14 protein-coding genes are annotated in these 15,572 nt (G+C 48.4%); 8 read left to right on the top strand and 6 right to left on the bottom strand.

What is annotated here, in order from left to right; all coding sequences use genetic code 11:
- Nucleotides 1-62 precede the first annotated feature (62 nt).
- On the top strand, nt 63-365 hold the full coding sequence (locus GWK09_RS06530; protein ID WP_163692183.1) for a hypothetical protein: 303 nt from the start codon (nt 63-65) through the stop codon (nt 363-365).
- Nucleotides 366-388: 23 nt separating this feature from the next.
- On the opposite strand, the gene GWK09_RS06525 is transcribed toward GWK09_RS06530, so the two are convergent.
- Nucleotides 389-607, bottom strand: coding sequence for a hypothetical protein (locus GWK09_RS06525; protein WP_163692182.1), 219 nt, complete (start codon nt 605-607; stop codon nt 389-391).
- Between the two features lie 308 nt (nt 608-915).
- On the opposite strand from GWK09_RS06525, the gene GWK09_RS06520 reads away from it, so the two are divergent.
- Nucleotides 916-2,184: a DEAD/DEAH box helicase gene (locus GWK09_RS06520; protein ID WP_163692181.1), complete on the top strand. Its 1,269-nt coding sequence runs from the start codon at nt 916-918 to the stop codon at nt 2,182-2,184.
- 19 nt (nt 2,185-2,203) lie between these two features.
- Here GWK09_RS06520 and GWK09_RS06515 read toward each other — a convergent pair whose 3' ends face one another.
- Both GWK09_RS06515 and GWK09_RS06510 read right to left on the bottom strand, forming a co-directional pair.
- On the bottom strand, nt 2,204-3,214 hold the full coding sequence (locus tag GWK09_RS06515; protein ID WP_163692180.1) for a hypothetical protein: 1,011 nt from the start codon (nt 3,212-3,214) through the stop codon (nt 2,204-2,206).
- Nucleotides 3,211-4,239 (bottom strand): prenyltransferase/squalene oxidase repeat-containing protein, encoded by a 1,029-nt coding sequence (locus GWK09_RS06510; RefSeq protein ID WP_163692179.1) that lies wholly within the window; start codon nt 4,237-4,239, stop codon nt 3,211-3,213. Before GWK09_RS06510 ends, GWK09_RS06515 begins: the two co-directional genes overlap by 4 nt.
- Nucleotides 4,240-4,425: 186 nt before the next feature.
- Between GWK09_RS06510 and GWK09_RS06505 the strand changes: the two genes are divergently transcribed.
- The 6 genes from GWK09_RS06505 to GWK09_RS06480 all read left to right on the top strand — a co-directional run bounded on the left by GWK09_RS06505 (nt 4,426) and on the right by GWK09_RS06480 (nt 11,858).
- The gene (locus GWK09_RS06505; RefSeq protein WP_163692178.1) at nt 4,426-4,797 is read left to right on the top strand and encodes a hypothetical protein; all 372 of its coding nucleotides are present in this window, start codon (nt 4,426-4,428) and stop codon (nt 4,795-4,797) included.
- Between the two features lie 2 nt (nt 4,798-4,799).
- A complete protein-coding gene (locus GWK09_RS06500) occupies nt 4,800-6,560 on the top strand; it encodes an adenylate/guanylate cyclase domain-containing protein (protein WP_163692177.1) in 1,761 nt (586 codons plus the stop codon).
- 114 nt (nt 6,561-6,674) lie between these two features.
- Nucleotides 6,675-7,487 (top strand): patatin-like phospholipase family protein, encoded by an 813-nt coding sequence (locus GWK09_RS06495; protein WP_163692176.1) that lies wholly within the window; start codon nt 6,675-6,677, stop codon nt 7,485-7,487.
- A gap of 81 nt (nt 7,488-7,568) precedes the next feature.
- On the top strand, nt 7,569-9,218 hold the full coding sequence (locus GWK09_RS06490; protein WP_163692175.1) for a DUF885 domain-containing protein: 1,650 nt from the start codon (nt 7,569-7,571) through the stop codon (nt 9,216-9,218).
- A gap of 79 nt (nt 9,219-9,297) precedes the next feature.
- Nucleotides 9,298-10,014, top strand: a complete 717-nt coding sequence (locus GWK09_RS06485) for an SIMPL domain-containing protein (protein ID WP_163692174.1) — start codon at nt 9,298-9,300, stop codon at nt 10,012-10,014.
- Nucleotides 10,015-10,121: 107 nt separating this feature from the next.
- Nucleotides 10,122-11,858 carry a glycoside hydrolase family 13 protein gene (locus GWK09_RS06480; protein ID WP_163692173.1) on the top strand — a complete coding sequence of 579 codons (1,737 nt, stop codon included), beginning with the start codon at nt 10,122-10,124 and terminating at the stop codon, nt 11,856-11,858.
- 9 nt (nt 11,859-11,867) lie between these two features.
- On the opposite strand, the gene GWK09_RS06475 is transcribed toward GWK09_RS06480, so the two are convergent.
- From GWK09_RS06475 to GWK09_RS06465, 3 genes are all read right to left on the bottom strand, one after another.
- Nucleotides 11,868-13,397: a SulP family inorganic anion transporter gene (locus tag GWK09_RS06475; protein ID WP_163692172.1), complete on the bottom strand. Its 1,530-nt coding sequence runs from the start codon at nt 13,395-13,397 to the stop codon at nt 11,868-11,870.
- A gap of 82 nt (nt 13,398-13,479) precedes the next feature.
- Nucleotides 13,480-14,451, bottom strand: coding sequence for a phytanoyl-CoA dioxygenase family protein (locus GWK09_RS06470; RefSeq protein WP_163692171.1), 972 nt, complete (start codon nt 14,449-14,451; stop codon nt 13,480-13,482).
- 129 nt (nt 14,452-14,580) lie between these two features.
- Nucleotides 14,581-15,519 carry a nicotinic acid mononucleotide adenyltransferase gene (locus tag GWK09_RS06465; protein WP_163692170.1) on the bottom strand — a complete coding sequence of 313 codons (939 nt, stop codon included), beginning with the start codon at nt 15,517-15,519 and terminating at the stop codon, nt 14,581-14,583.
- Nucleotides 15,520-15,572 lie beyond the last annotated feature (53 nt).

Raw genomic sequence — 15,572 nt, 5'->3', positions numbered from 1 at the left:
GGAAACATCTCATGGATTCTTGGAAAAAAGCTACATTGATGTCCAACCGTAAAATTAACCCAATGAAAAAAGCGACCCTAATGGCTCTTCTCCTCTCTTTTACCCTGGGCCTGTCTTCCCCCGTTCAGGCTGCAAAGAAAGATAAAACACCAGAACCCACGGAGATTCCGGCTGAGGTAAGGGTCATGCTAGACCGCCTGGAAGAGATCAAAGCCATGGACAAATCCAACCTGGAACGGGCAGAAAAAAAAGCCCTGAGAATGGAGGTGCGAGCCATCAAAACCCAGTTGCGTACTACCGGGAACGGGATCTATATTTCTGCCGGAGCACTGATCGTTATCCTGCTCCTTATCCTCATCCTGTAATAGACCCGAGACATTCTATGATCTTATTTGCTGTCTGATCTGACCAGTGCGATCCCGCCTATGGCTGCAATGACGGCAAAGCCGATAAAGATGTAAGAGGTGTTCTTTTGCTGGTTATCCTCCGCCTTGAGTTCCACCCCCAGGATGTCTACCGAGGATGAACTGTCAGAAAATTTCGTAATTCCGGTATATCCCAGATAGACTGCCAGTAGCAGAAGTAGGATTCCAATAATTCTTTTCATACGGTCAGATTTTAAAGGGTCCGCGATCTTGTTTAGACTTCTGGGTCTTCTGATCGATCGCCATAGCCTGTTAAAAGATACGGATATTTTACGGGACCCTACCTCCCATTTCTTCTATCATTTCAATAGATATTGTCCGCATCTCATGTCTCAAAAACTCCATTAGGCCTGAAATGAACAAATTCTTCAAAACACAAGCCTATTTAAGCCGGATAGTCTCAGGATAGGTCAACCTCAGGCAGTTATTGCTCTATTCCCTATGCTGTCGGCTCATTTAGTAGTACTTTTGCGGCTTGAAAGAAAACAATATGACCTTTGAAGATCTTAAATTGATCCCTCCCATCCTTAAAGCACTTAAAGATGTGGACTATATTATTCCAACTGACATCCAGGCCAGCGCCATTCCCCTTGCCCTGGGCAGAGAAGATGTCATCGGCAGTGCACAAACGGGAACCGGGAAGACCGCAGCCTTTGCCATCCCTATCTTACAGCACCTTGCTAACGAAACAGAACACGGCAAGGGTAAAAGAAGTATACAGGCTCTGGTTGTGACCCCTACACGGGAACTGGCCATTCAGATCGCTGAGAGCTTTACCGAGTACGGCAAATACACCCATCTGCGGAACACGGTTATTTTTGGGGGTGTCTCCCAGAATGCCCAAACCACTGCACTGCGCAACGGGGTGGATATCCTGGTGGCCACGCCGGGTCGATTACTGGACCTGATGAACCAGGGCTATATCACCCTGGATCACATCAAATATTTTGTACTGGATGAGGCAGACCGCATGCTCGACATGGGTTTTATCCACGACATTAAAAAGATCATTGCCAAACTGCCCAAACAGCGACAGTCCCTCTTCTTTTCGGCCACCATGCCCCAGAGTATTGTGGAATTGTCCCGTCAAATCCTGAAGAACCCCAAAAAGGTGGCCGTCAGTCCCGTGTCTTCGACGGCGGAGACCATCCAGCAGTACCTTTACACCACCAACAAAGCCAACAAGAACGACCTCCTCCTGCATATCCTTCAGGATCCGGAGATGGATCAGGTACTTCTTTTTTCACGTACCAAACACGGGGCCGACAAGATCGTCCGCAACCTTCATAAAAAGAGGATCGAAGCGGCTGCCATCCACGGGAACAAATCCCAGAACCAGCGCCAAAAGGCCCTGAATGATTTCAAGGACGGGAAAAAGAGAGTACTCGTAGCGACCGATATCGCCGCCCGGGGAATAGACATAGACAAACTCCGGCATGTGATCAACTACGACATCCCCAATGAACCTGAGACCTATGTGCACCGAATCGGGCGCTGTGGCCGTGCCGGTGAAGAGGGTATTTCAATATCCATTTGTGAACCTGAGGAGAACGCCTTTATCACCGATATCGAAAAACTGACCCGCCAGAAGATCGAGGTCATCACGGACCATCCCTTCCCCCAGACGGACCGCCCCATGAATGCAGCGGAAAAGAAGGAAATGGAAAAAGAGAAACAGCGCAGGAAGCAGGAGTTTTTTGCCAACCGTAACAATAATAACGGGCGGCACACACAGGGATTTCGTAGGAAAAAAAGATAAGAAGGAAGATACGGGCTGCTTATCCTAACCACTCCTGCAAAGAAGCAGCAATCAATCCCATGGTCTTATCTTTTGTTTTCTGAGTAGTGTGGAGGGAATCAAGAGCTCCCGTTAGTTCTTCTAAAACAGCATGGGTTAGTGCCTCAGGATAAGCGACCAATTGTAAAATATCTGTTATTTCCTTTTGGTTATACACTTGATTTTCTTCTTGGAAAAGAGCGGGATCTAAACGTGCAACTTCAGCCAGAAAGAGATTCCAATTTCCTTCGTTCAAATCTGTCCAGATGTCACGCGCATCGTCAACCATCCAGTATAATTTGCCTAAAACTTGCCCCAGACTCCGGTTCCGTTTCATCCGCTCCTGATCCTTTAACCCACCATGTCTGGCTACGAAAGCAGCCATAAGAGAAAATGGTTCGGCTGATTTTATGAATAGGGCCTTCTGGATCTTCAAAAGGTCTACAGACATGTGAATCTTTTTCTGGGACAGGTAGAGCTGGGCATCGAATAACGGCTGAAGATCTTCCAGACTGAATCCCGTTTGTATGAACTCTTCTAGGACATCAGCAGTAAGCTTGACAAGTAACTCCTGTGCCGGTGTTAAAACTGTCCGCTCTGCAGTATCTGATTTCGAAAACTTCTGAAATACAGGTAATTTGATCAGTTCTGTTGCGCCTTCCTGTTCATCGGTGATAAAATCAAAAAGGCTGATTCCCAGATTAAAACGGCCGCACCAGTCTGATGCCTTTTCTTTTTGCTCCGGGCTCAAACCAAACAGATCTGAAAAAACATTCCCAACAATATTTCCAAATCCATATACCGAATAAAGTCTTGTCCCATGAATTCCTGGGGAAATCTTATGGTTTGTCTTAATCCAATCACCAGGTAATTGCTGGTGTTCCCGTTGTGCGATATACCTGGTAATATGTCCAGCCGGATCTGGCAGACCCACTCTCTTCCATGCTTTGAAAAAGATACGTCCAAAGTGATCATGCCAATCTATAAAGGATACCTGGTTATCTTTACTCATTGTTTGGATGCGCTTATCTTTTCTCCCCAAAGTGCGAGGGAATGGCAGGCTAGGGTAGTAGTGAAAAGTCCGGCCCTGTCTGCAATGAATGAATTTCCTCCGCCCTCCGGGTTATTCCAGGAAAAGACCGTTTCAGGATCCAAAACGTCAGGTGCCGGAAGGCGTAAGATGAGATGACCTTCCCAACTGCCGTCTGGGTTTTGCGCACTCAGCAAATAATTGACGCATGCCTTCATGTTATCGCTCAACACATCCTTCTCTAGGTAAATCATGCATTCTAAGGCCAAAGCAGCGCTAAAAATGTCAGGGGTGTCCGAATCATCCAACCCGTATCCTCCATTATCCATCTGATCTCTTTGAAGGGTGGTCACCAATATTGATTGATCCACTGTACTCAGGTTCTTTTTAAGGGCCTTAATTGCCCTGAGGTAAAGGGCCGTGCTATAAAAAGGGCTGCGCCACCAGTAGGAAGCTATCATTCCGTCTTTCTTGGGCAAACCTGCTATCCAATCAAGAGTTTCAGGCATATGAATGCCATGAATATCTGCCAGTACGGCTGCTATGGAAACATCCGGGTGAGCATTGTACCAGCCAGTCATGAACTCTTCAGAAGGTGCCCCAATGAACTGCTGAATTCCCGAAGCGGGGATATAGGTAGCGATCCCTTTGCCTGTATAGTGACCCCAAAGGAAAGTTCTGGATGCTTTCAGCATATCTTTAGTGAGATTCTGCTGGCCACTGAGCGCAGCCAGGCACCAGGCTGTAGAATCTGCATCTGGGGGAACGATAGCGCTGTAAGACCACCCTCCCTGAGGATGACGGGCGTTAATTAGAAATTCATGGGTCCTTTGCCTGGTAGATGTATTTCCGGTAAGAGACGAAATATGAGCCAGTACAAAACCGGTGACCCAGATATCGGAAGTTCCGGCCAGAGTTGGGAATCCTTCCCAGAATCCGTTTGCATTTCTAGACCAAAGATAATCAAGGCTCTTATTGACGGCCTTTTTAATATCAGGTGAGTCCATCTCGTTTAGTTCTGCTAAAAATCCCTAGTTAATCATTATTTGTAAATATATATCCCCCATGAATAGATATTTGTCTATAGTAACACGTATTTGTATTAACAACTTAATTGCAGAGCCGAATGAAGACTTCGGAATAAAAAATAGTATCTTGTTGATTAAAACTCAAACCAACTAAAATTTAAATAAATGGGAGACATTATCATTAAAATTACCGGAAGTGATCCTAAAACAGGAAAATTGACCATGTCAGATGAAGGAACTACGAATGCCGTACAGGGTGATCAAATTACCTGGGTTATTGAACCTGGTTCGGGTGTAGCGGCAATCACAAAAATTTCAGAAAAACCTATGTCTTTTGATGTTTTCAAGCCCGATCCTAAACAACTTCCAAATTCTATAAACTGGCAAGGCACGGTCAATCCTGACATCGGAAGTGACCAATGGGAAGATTATTATATAGAATGGACAACAGCAGGCACTGGATGGCTTGGAAAAGACGGTGCAGGGCAGCGCAAAAAGTTTGATCCCCGCATTAAGATTCAACCGAAACAAAAATAACCATGGTTATACAAACAAAGGCCTATTACATTCTAATAGGCCTTTTTTGGGTTATTTCCATCACTTTATTTGCCCAAGACCAAAGGGTCGCAGATAGACTGACTGCAGTTTATAAGGCAGACACCGTAACTGGTGATGCGAAACTTCAATTACTCAGTGACCTGGCTTTTAACGAGATCAACAATTTTGAACTTGTCGTTGAATATGCTGAAGAATTGATAGCCCTTGCCCGCATAAATAATAATTCTGACTATTTATCACAGGGGTATTTTCAGAAGGGTAATGCCCACATACAAATGGGTGAACTTGAAAAAGCACTTGAAGCTTATATTAAATGTGCAGAAATCTCTAAAAGGGAAGGTCTCGGGTCCCTCGAAGGAAGTGCCTATGGTGCGATTGCAGATATCTATACGATCTCTGATAATCACGAGAATGCAATGCTTTACTACCATAAAGCAGTCACGGCATTGCGCAAATATACAGATAGGGTTGCCCTGGCTGCCACACTTTCCAATGCGGGCGACGCACTCCTTGGCCAGAAAGTATATGATTCGGCGTTGGTCTATTTCAAAGAAGCAGAGCAATTATTTGAATTAGAGAATTATGACATCGGCAAAGCCTATACGCTGGGAAATATGGGTATGGTTTATGCCAACCTGGGACAAAACGACCTCGGCGAAAAAAATATCAATGAAGCAGTTCGCATATTGGAAGCCTATAAAGACTATTACCCTATAAGTGTATATCTCCTTTCCATAGCCGAAATTGAATTAGAGAAAGGCGATAGTGAAGCTGCCATCAAATATGCCCAAAGAAGCCTGAATCTAGCAAGACAATACGGGTTAAAGGACCAGATTAGTGATGCAAACCTCAAACTGTCTGAACTTTATGAAACCGTTGGAAACACCAGCGCCTCTCTAAAACACTATAAAGATCATGTTGCCTACCGGGATAGTGTAAACAACATCAAGGCCGTACAATCCATGGCCGACTTGCGGACAGACTTTGAAGTGTCTCAAAAACAGGTAGAGGTTGACCTGCTCAACCAGCAGAAGAGAAATCAGCGCATTATACTGGGATTTACGTTAGTAGGACTCATAACCTTATTCTGGTATTATCGAAGTATTTCCAAAGAGAAAAAAAAATCAGAGAAGTTGCTTCTCAATATTTTGCCCTCAGAAATAGCCAAGGAATTAAAGAGCAATGGTCGCGTTGAGGCTGTAAAATGTGAAGCAGTCACTGTTTTGTTCACTGATTTTGTGGAATTTTCGAAAATAGCAGAACATACAGAACCTGTTAGACTTGTAGAAAGTATCGACAGCTATTTCAAAAAATTTGATGAGATTTCCTCAGCCTACGGGTTAGAGAAAATTAAAACGGTGGGAGATTCCTATATGTGTGCAAGCGGACTGCCCACGCCCAATTCCTCACACGCGCTGAATGCCATTAAAGCAGCCAAGGAAATGACCGCCTTTGTTGCCAAAACCCGGGGAGCAAAGGATGGGCTAAATCATTTTGAGATCAGGGTCGGACTGCATTCCGGGCCCGTTGTTGCAGGGATTGTAGGGATAAAAAAATGGCAGTACGACATCTGGGGGGATACCGTGAATATCGCTTCGCGCATGGAGGCGAATTCCCAACCCGGTCGGATCAATATCTCTGAAACCACTTACATGGAGATTAAGCAAGAGTACGAGTGCGAATACCGAGGAGAAATTGAGGTCAAAAACCGTGGAGCCTTGAAAATGTATTTTCTAAAGTAAATTCTCGGAATTCCCTAAAATGGTATTCATCCAATGAACAGTCAAATAAACATTTTAATGTAAATTATCCCGAGTCTAGATATACTTATCGGTAATATCTGAAATAACATCTCTATGAAAAAAATGGGTCTTGCCCTCGGGGGAGGTGCCGTGCTGGGGGCCGCACATATTGGCGTGCTAAAGGCACTCGAGGAGAGGGAGGCCAGGATAGAATTTATCACTGGAACAAGCATCGGTGCCTTCGTAGCGGCCCTCTATGCTTTTGGGAAGAACTGGAAGGAGATCAACGAGATCTCCTGTAAGCTGAAATGGATGGATATCACCAGTATCTCCCTTTCCAGATACAGCCTGTTATCCAATGAAAAATTCGGGGAACTCCTCGTGGATCATATCGGCGACCAGCGCATAGAAGATGCAGACATCCCCCTGGCCATCATCGCCACCGATGCCAGCAAAGGGGAGAAAGTGATTTTGAGGGAAGGTTCGGTCGCCCAGGCCGTTATGGCCAGTACCTGCATTCCGGGCCTGTTCAAACCGGTAAAGATCGGGGGGAGAATGTTGTTAGACGGGGGTATTGTCGAGAATGTTCCTATTAAAACCCTCCGGGAGATCGGGGCTGAATACGTCATCGGCGTAGACCTGAATGCCGAACACGAATACAAAGACCCCGAAAACATCCTGGATGTTCTTATGAACAGTTTCCACTTTATCATGCAACAGGCTGCTAAACTTCAGACTGAAAATGCCGACCTGCTAATCAAGCCCGACCTATCTACCTTTGACCGGGCCGATACAAGCCAGATCCAGGAGATCATCAACAAGGGGTATGAGGATGCCATGAAAATTCTGGAAGATAAGGACCTGAGTCAGAAAACAAGCTGGTTCAGGACCCAGTGGGATCGGCTCCGGTCAACACTCGGATTGTGACCGAATGGCACATCCGGTAGACACTTCCATCTTGCCCGAAATTCCTACTTTAGCCTGTGTGCATTCTAAAACAGACTCCTGATGAGAAAATACTATCCCCTTTGCTTTGCCCTTTTGCTTTCATTTTCCCTGACGGGACAAGGAAATGATAAAAGGGATAACAGCCCCTCCTATGGCGATCTTGAGGACCTGTTCAAGACCTGGCGTGCCTTTGAGGAACCCCCTATGCGCAATGGAGCACCCGATTACACCGCTGAGACCTTTGAAAACAGGTGGCCCCGGTTCCTGGAACTTAGGAGTCGGCTTACTTCCATAGACACCACAGGCTGGGAGGTCCCTCAAAAAGTAGACTGGATGCTGGTCTGGGCGGAGATGAACGGATATGATTTCAACCACCGAATCCTCAAACCCTGGGAAAGGGACCCGGCTTTTTACAAGTCGGTTTGGACCTACCAGTCGGATGTACCTGCACACGAAGGGCCCACCCATCACAAGACCACGGAGCTCTGGACCTATTCCTTCCCCCTGAACCCGGAAGAAAGAAAGCGACTGCTCTCTGACCTCAGCGTCATCCCTTCTCTGAATGCACAGGCACGGGAGAATCTGACCGGGAATGCCGCCGAACTCTGGAAGGCCGGAATACGGGTCATTGAAGATCAGGTCAGGGACCTTAGGGAAATACTAACTCGCGAAGGTGTAACCCGTGATTCCCAACTGGTAAAGGCCGTAAATGAGGCCATATCATCCACAGAAGAATTCGCTGTCTGGTTGAGAAATGAAGGCGGTAAAAAGAATGGTCCGTCAGGGATTGGTAAAGAGAACTATACCTGGTACCTCCAGAACGTGCATCTGGTACCCCTGAACTGGGAGGACGAGGTGATGTTGTTAAAAAGGGAACTGGCACGGGCCTGGTCTTCCCTGAAAATGGAGGAGCACCGGAACAGGGCTCTTCCACCCATGGTGGCAGCAAACAGTCCGGAGGCCTATGAAGAAATGGCCGACAGAGCCGCGGAAAGCCTTATGGCCTTCCTTGGCGGGCAGGACATCGTTACGGTCAGGGACTATTTTGAACCCGCCCTCCGTGAACACCTGGGCAACTTTGTCCCGGAGGAGAAGCGCAATTTTTTCGTGATCGGGGAACACTATGACCCCAGGCCCCTCTATTCCCATTTCTACCACTGGTTCGAGTTGGCACGGATGCGGGAAGAACCCCACCAGAGTGAGATCCGAAGGGGACCCCTTCTCTACAACATCTTTGATTCCCGCAACGAGGGTACGGCTACGGCTGTGGAAGAATTGTTCCTGCAAGGCGGATTATACGACGATTCCCCCCGGAGCAGGGAGATCGTCTATATCATGATCGCCCAGCGCGCTGCCCGGGGCCTGGGATCCCTCTATGCACACGCCAATATGATGACCATGGAAGAAGCGGGTGGGATCCATTCAGAATACACCCCGAGAGGCTGGATGAAGACCGAAAAGGAACTTTTGCTCTTCGAACAACACCTCTACATGCGGCAACCCGGTTACGGGAGCAGCTATATCACGGGGAAATACCTGCTTGAAAGCGCCATGGCCGACTTTGCCAAAATGAAAGAAACCCAGGGTACGCCCTTTACGGTAAAGGAGTTCATGGACCGGCTTAACAGTATGGGTAATATCCCGATCTCTCTCGGACATTGGGAAATGACCGGACAAGATTGGCATCTGAAATCCATCTTTGATGAGTGACCTCCTTCGCGTAATCCTTATTTTATGGGGAAGCTTATCAGTTGGCACAGGATTTGAAATCAATTCAAAAATGAAATCTATGAGAACACTCACAATACTTCTGGCCTTTCTGTTCATCGCCGGTTGCCGTGTAGGCAGCACTCAAATTCAGAACCCTCCAAAGACTATCATGCTGAAATCGGTTGGGGAAATCGAGACCCTGCCTAACATGGCCTCCTTCCGGGCCAACCTGAGCTGCGTGGAGTCGACTGTCCTAGCTGCTAAAGAATGCCTGGTGGTAAAATCGAATGCGCTCACCGATCAGTTGAAGGGTTTTGGGATCGCACCCAAAGACATTCTGACCACCAATGTGGAGCTAAACAAAAAGTACCGGTGGGATAACGGGGAGCAGGTGTTCATCGGGTATGAAAGTTCGACCTCCATTGTGGTCACCGTGAGATCCATGGATTCCCTGCCGATGATCTACTCCACCTTACTCGAGAATGAGAACCTGAATCTGGGTGGTCTGTCCTATTCCCACTCAGATATCAATGGGCTGGAGAATAAAGCCTACCTGGATGCCCTTTCCAAGGCCAATGCCCTTGCTGACGAACTTCTCTCCCAATTGCCGGAGACTGAGAAGGCGATCAGCAGGATCAGCAATGTGACCCCGGAAGTATCCTTCCCTGTGAATGACATGCAAAGGAATAGCGTGATGAACCTTGAAATGGATATGAAACAGGGCGGCGATATTGCCGTCAATACTGGGACACTCAAGGTCAGGGCCCTGCTCTATGTGGAATACCAAATTCGATAAAAACAACGCCCCTTTCTTACGGTAAATCGGGATTTAATTTGAAGACAAGGGTTCTGAAACTGGCCTATATTCCCTATTTTTAAGGAGATTTCTAACACTTGCCCAATATGAGATACTTCCTTCTGTGCACCGCCCTGGTCTTTTGTATAACCGGTTGTTCTGAGAAGGCCGAATCTACTGTAATTAAAGACGACACCTGGTGGAAGGAAGGAATCGTCTACCAGATCTACCCCCGCAGTTTCAAGGATACGGACGGGGACGGGGTTGGCGACTTGAAGGGGATCATCGAGGAATTAGACTATATCCAAAGCCTGGGAGTGACCATGGTCTGGCTTAACCCTATCTACAGCTCTCCCAATGCGGACAATGGGTATGATATCAGCGACTACCGAAGTATTATGGAGGAGTTCGGCACCATGGAGGATTTTGATGCTATGCTCAAAGGCATGCACGACCGCGGGATCCGTTTTATCATGGATGTGGTCGTGAATCACAGCAGTGACCAGCACGAGTGGTTCCTGCAGTCGCGCAGCTCCAGGGACAACCCTTACCGGGATTACTACCACTGGTGGCCTGCCGAGAAGGGAAAGCCCCCTTATCGCTACAGCCTCTTTGACGCGGCCGGTGACGCCTGGAAATACGATTCCATCACCGATGCGTATTACCTGCATTACTTCTCACAACAACAACCCGACCTCAAATGGGAGAATCCAAAGGTGAGGCAGGAGGTCTATGACCTGATGAAATTCTGGGCAGAAAAGGGAGTGGACGGTTTCCGGCTTGACGCCTTCCAGTTTGCAGCCAAGGATACCACCTATCCGGAATTCCCGGATGACTTGGAGCAAAATTTTATACAATACTACGCCATGCAGCCAGGATTGCACGACTACCTCAGGGAAATGAACCAGGAAGTCTTTAGCAAATACGATGTGATGTCGGTGGCTGAGGGAGCTGGTCGTAATTTTGAGGAAGCCCACGAACTGGTGGATGCTGACCGGAAGGAACTCAACATGGCCTATGCCTTTGAAGGGGTGGATATCGCCAAACCGGAAGGGTACTCCCTGGCACATTTCAAGGAGGTCTTTTCCCGCTGGGATCAGGAATTCGCCGAAAAGGGGTGGCTTTCCATCTTTTTGGCCAACCACGACCAGGCCCGACTCGTGAGCCGTTTCGGCAGTGATGACCCAAGATTCAGGGCAGCCTCCGCCAAACTACTCAACACTTTTATCCTCAGCATGAGGGGTACTCCCTACTGCTACTACGGGGACGAGTTGGGGATGACCAATATCGGATTCGACAGTATTTCCCTATACAGGGACATCGCTGCCCTGAATGGATATGAAAAGGTGAAGTTGGCCGGAGGAGACCTGGAAACCTATATGGCTAACCTGAAATTCTCCTCCAGAGATAATGGCCGTACCCCCATGCAATGGGATACCACCCTCAATGCCGGGTTCAGTTCCGGAACCCCATGGCTGCCTGTCAACGAGAATTACAAGACGGTCAATGTGGCGGTGGAGAAGGAAGACCCTTCGTCAGTACTCAACCATTTCAAGGCCATGGTTTCCCTGCGAAAGGAAAGTCCTGCCCTCGTCTACGGTGCCTATACCCTCCTTTTGCCGGAGCACGAGAAGATCTATGCATATACCAGGGAATGGGAAGGTCAGAAAATGCTCGTCATTTTGAACTTTTCGAACGATATCGTGACCCTTCCGGTGCCCGTGGAAGAAGAACTGGAAGACCTGCTGTTGAACAATCTGCCGCAGGTGTACTACAAGGACCGGGTATTCTCCCTGGAACCCTGGCAGGCCCTGGTGTTTACCTTAGGTCCTTTGCAGGAATAGGTACCTTCCTCAGATCTTATCGACCACCACCTTGTAGGTTGGGTCTTCCAGGACATTGACCTCGATGATATCATCTGCATTTTTGAGTAGCTGTTTGCAGTCCCTGCTCAGGTGTTTCAAATGCACCTTCTTGCCCACTTTGAGGTATCTTTCGGTGATCTTGTTCAAGGCTTCTATGGCCGACATGTCTACTACCCTGCTTTCCCTGAAGTCGATGATCACCTCATCGGGGTCGTTTAGCACATCGAACTTTTCATTAAAAAGGGCAACCGATCCAAAAAAGAGGGGGCCGTAGATCTCATAGTGCTTTACCCCATCTTCATCTAGATATTTTCGGGCCCGGATACGCTTGGCGTTGTCCCAGGCAAATACCAGGGCAGCAATGATCACCCCTACTAGCACAGCCAAAGCGAGGTTGTGCAGGAAAACCGTTACCAGGGTGACCAGGACCATAACAAGGACATCACTCTTTGGCATCCTCCTGAAAGTACGAAGGCTTGCCCATTCAAAGGTTCCCAGGGCAACCATGATCATCAGGCCAGTTAGGGCCGCCATAGGCACTCTTTCTATCAGATCTGCACCATAGACCACAAAGACCAGGAGCATAAGGGAGGCCACGATGCCTGAAAGTCGCGCCCTGGCACCGTTGGAGGTATTGATTAGGCTCTGCCCGATCATAGCACATCCTCCCATCCCGGAAAAAACCCCGGAGAGGATATTGGCCGTGCCCTGTGCCACAGCCTCTTTGTTTCCGCGGCCCCTGGTCTCCGTGATCTCATCCACGATATTCAGGGTAAGCAAACTTTCTATGAGTCCGACCCCGGCCACGATCGCGGCATACGGAAAAATGATCTGCAGGGTCTCCAGGGTGAAGGGAACCTCCGGAAGGTGGAAGGGCGGAAACCCTCCCTTAATGGAAGCTATATCCCCTATGGTTCGGGTTTCAATTCCAAATAAAAAGACGATGCCAAACACCAGCAGGATGGCTACGAGAGAAGCAGGCACGGCCTTGCTCAGCCTGGGCAGGCCCCAGATGACGAGCATGGTCAGCAATACCAGTCCGGAAAATAAAAGCAATGTACTTCCCCCCATCCAACTCCCGTCGGAATTCTTGAATTGATCTAGCTGGGACATGAAGATGATGATGGCCAGACCGTTCACAAACCCGAAGATCACCGGGTGGGGCACCAGTCGCATGAGCTTACCCAACCTTAAAACCCCGGCCAGTACCTGCAGGAGTCCGGCCAGTACGACCGCCGCAAAAACGTATTCCACCCCGTGTTGCTGGGCGAGGGTTACGATAACCACGGCTACGGCACCTGTGGCTCCGGAGATCATCCCCGGCCGGCCTCCCAGGACGGAAGTGACCAGCCCCATGACGAAAGCGGCGTAGAGACCCGTAAGGGGAGAAAGCCCGGCGATAAGAGCGAATGCGATGGCTTCCGGAACCAGGGCCAGGGCTACCGTTAGTCCCGATAAGATCTCGGTCCGGTAATTAACTTTCTGGGAAAAATCGAACAAATGGAGGTACTTCTTCAAATCCTTGTGAATTTAAGGGGGCAAAAGTACCATTAATTTACAAGGTGGCCGACTCCCGCAAGAGATTTCAGGATTTTAGGGCTTACCAGGAGGTGAGACCCAACAACTTTTCTCCCAGAGGAGATAATTTCGCAGTCCCGTATTTTTCCTGCTCCCAGTTCCTGGGATCGCCGGGAAAGGCGTACCCATCCGGGGCAACGCGGTTCTTCCAGGAATGTATCCTCCAGTTGAGCAGGGCCTCGTTTTCGGGTTCTGCCGGCATCATGGAGATGTACTGGGCGATCCGGACCCGATCCTTGGAGCGATTGGGCCTGATCCCGTGTGGCTGGAGGCTGTTGAAGATCAAGAGGTCACCCGTCTCCAGTTTTACCTTTACGATCTTGTCCTCGAGGCCCGTAATGTCTGGCTGGAAACGATCCCGGTCTTTAGGCTGACCCTCCTTCCAGGTCTCATAATTTCTGAAGAGCCAGGGGATGCACTGAAATCCGCCCATGTTCTCGTCTGTCTGGTCTGCAAGGGCAAGGACCCCCTGAACATTCTGGGGCTTGGTCTCCGGATCGTAATCCCAGTGTATAAAGCCCTTCTGTTCAAAGCCGGGACGTTGTGGAAAGTTGAGGTTGGCCCGGTCTATGGTCACCCACAATTTCTCCGTCCCCCAAATATCCACAAAGGCCTCATAGACCATTTGGGTCTGCCTGTTGTTCCAGAGGAGCTGGTGGTTGTATACCTCCACCATGCCGGTACCCGCCAGTTCCTTCATCTTCATTTCGGCTCTTGGTGGTGCGTACCAGGTCTCGGGGTTATTTGGGTCCTTTTCGTCGAATTCCCAGAGAAACCGGGCCGTTTCTTGTGCCTGTTCTCTGGGCACGGCTTTTTTGATCACCACATAACCGTTGTGAACCCAGAATTGCCAATCCTCCTCACTCATTACTTTCAATGGGCCGCCTGCCGAACGGTCGTTCAATTTCTTGCTACTGCTGGTAGCTGTGGAAGGGTTCCCCGGGATCTCCTTGTGCCCCGTATTTCCCGCTTTAACGTCATACCTGGAATCCATCTTTTCTCATTGAAGAATTGCTGAGTTAAGGTACGAAAAAATAGGAGTGAAAAGATAAAACCGCCCTGCCCGGGAAGGGCAGGACGGTTTCTAACCAAATAACCAACCAAAAAAATTATGCTTCTTTATCTATTTCCCGGAAACCGCCTTCCTTTGCCTTTTCACATCCATGGTGGGATGGTTGCTTTTCAGACGCTTCCTGGATTCAGGGGTTCTTTCTGATTTCAGGTACTGGATATAGCCCCTCCCTGTGAACTCATAGACCGTTCCGCTGTCTGGGTGGTACAACTCTATGGTCCTGTCATCAATAACGTACAACTCAAAATAATCATTGCCCATAAAGGAGTAGTCCAGTGTTAAAGTTTTGAGCGTTTCATCGTTTTGTACATTGTAGATCTCGTAAAACCCTTCGTAATCCCAGACAATATTCGGTAAAGGAGTCCCAATGGGATCTATGGACGACCTGAAGCGGGTGCCGGTACCACCCTGAAAGAACTGCAGGAAGTTCTCCTGGTCAAAGTCATTGAGGTAGCCGGTATCGCTCACATAGGTCTTTTCCCAAACGTCGTATTCCTGAAGGAGGAGTTCTATGTTCTCATAGAATAGTCGGTCATAGTCGAAATCAGAACGCTGATATCCGTCAAGGAAATAGGAAGTATTAGAACGCCTGTTATAGAGTTCTATGGTCCTGCCATTCACATTGTACACCTCGAAAGTCCACACCCCGTCAATATCGTGGTCGATCTCCAGGACACCTCCTCCGGCATCGAAATACCCAACCCGAATCCCGAGTCCGTTACCCGTTCTTCCGATGCCAGACAGGTTGTTATTGGCATAGAGCAACCCATTGACAAAGGAGAGGGTAAAGGCTCTCTGCATAAATGGCACTTCCCCCAGCCCCTGGGTAGACTCGATATCGACATACCACAGATCATAGGCCTGCAAGACCTGTCTGGTCTGCAGAGGAACATCATCCACAATGACATCATCCACAATGACCTCGGTATAACAGCTGCTTAAGGTAAGCATCGCGAAGGTCGCTAAACTTAAAAGGGTAAAATTTCTCATGGCACTCGGTTTTATGATTCTTGTATATTTGTAAACAAGCATCATGCCATTTG

It is taken from the genome of Muriicola jejuensis (assembly GCF_010671595.1).
Lineage (GTDB): Bacteria > Bacteroidota > Bacteroidia > Flavobacteriales > Flavobacteriaceae > Muriicola > Muriicola jejuensis.
The sequence above is the reverse complement of the archived record's forward strand: the minus strand, read 5'-3'. Positions and strand labels throughout refer to the sequence as shown.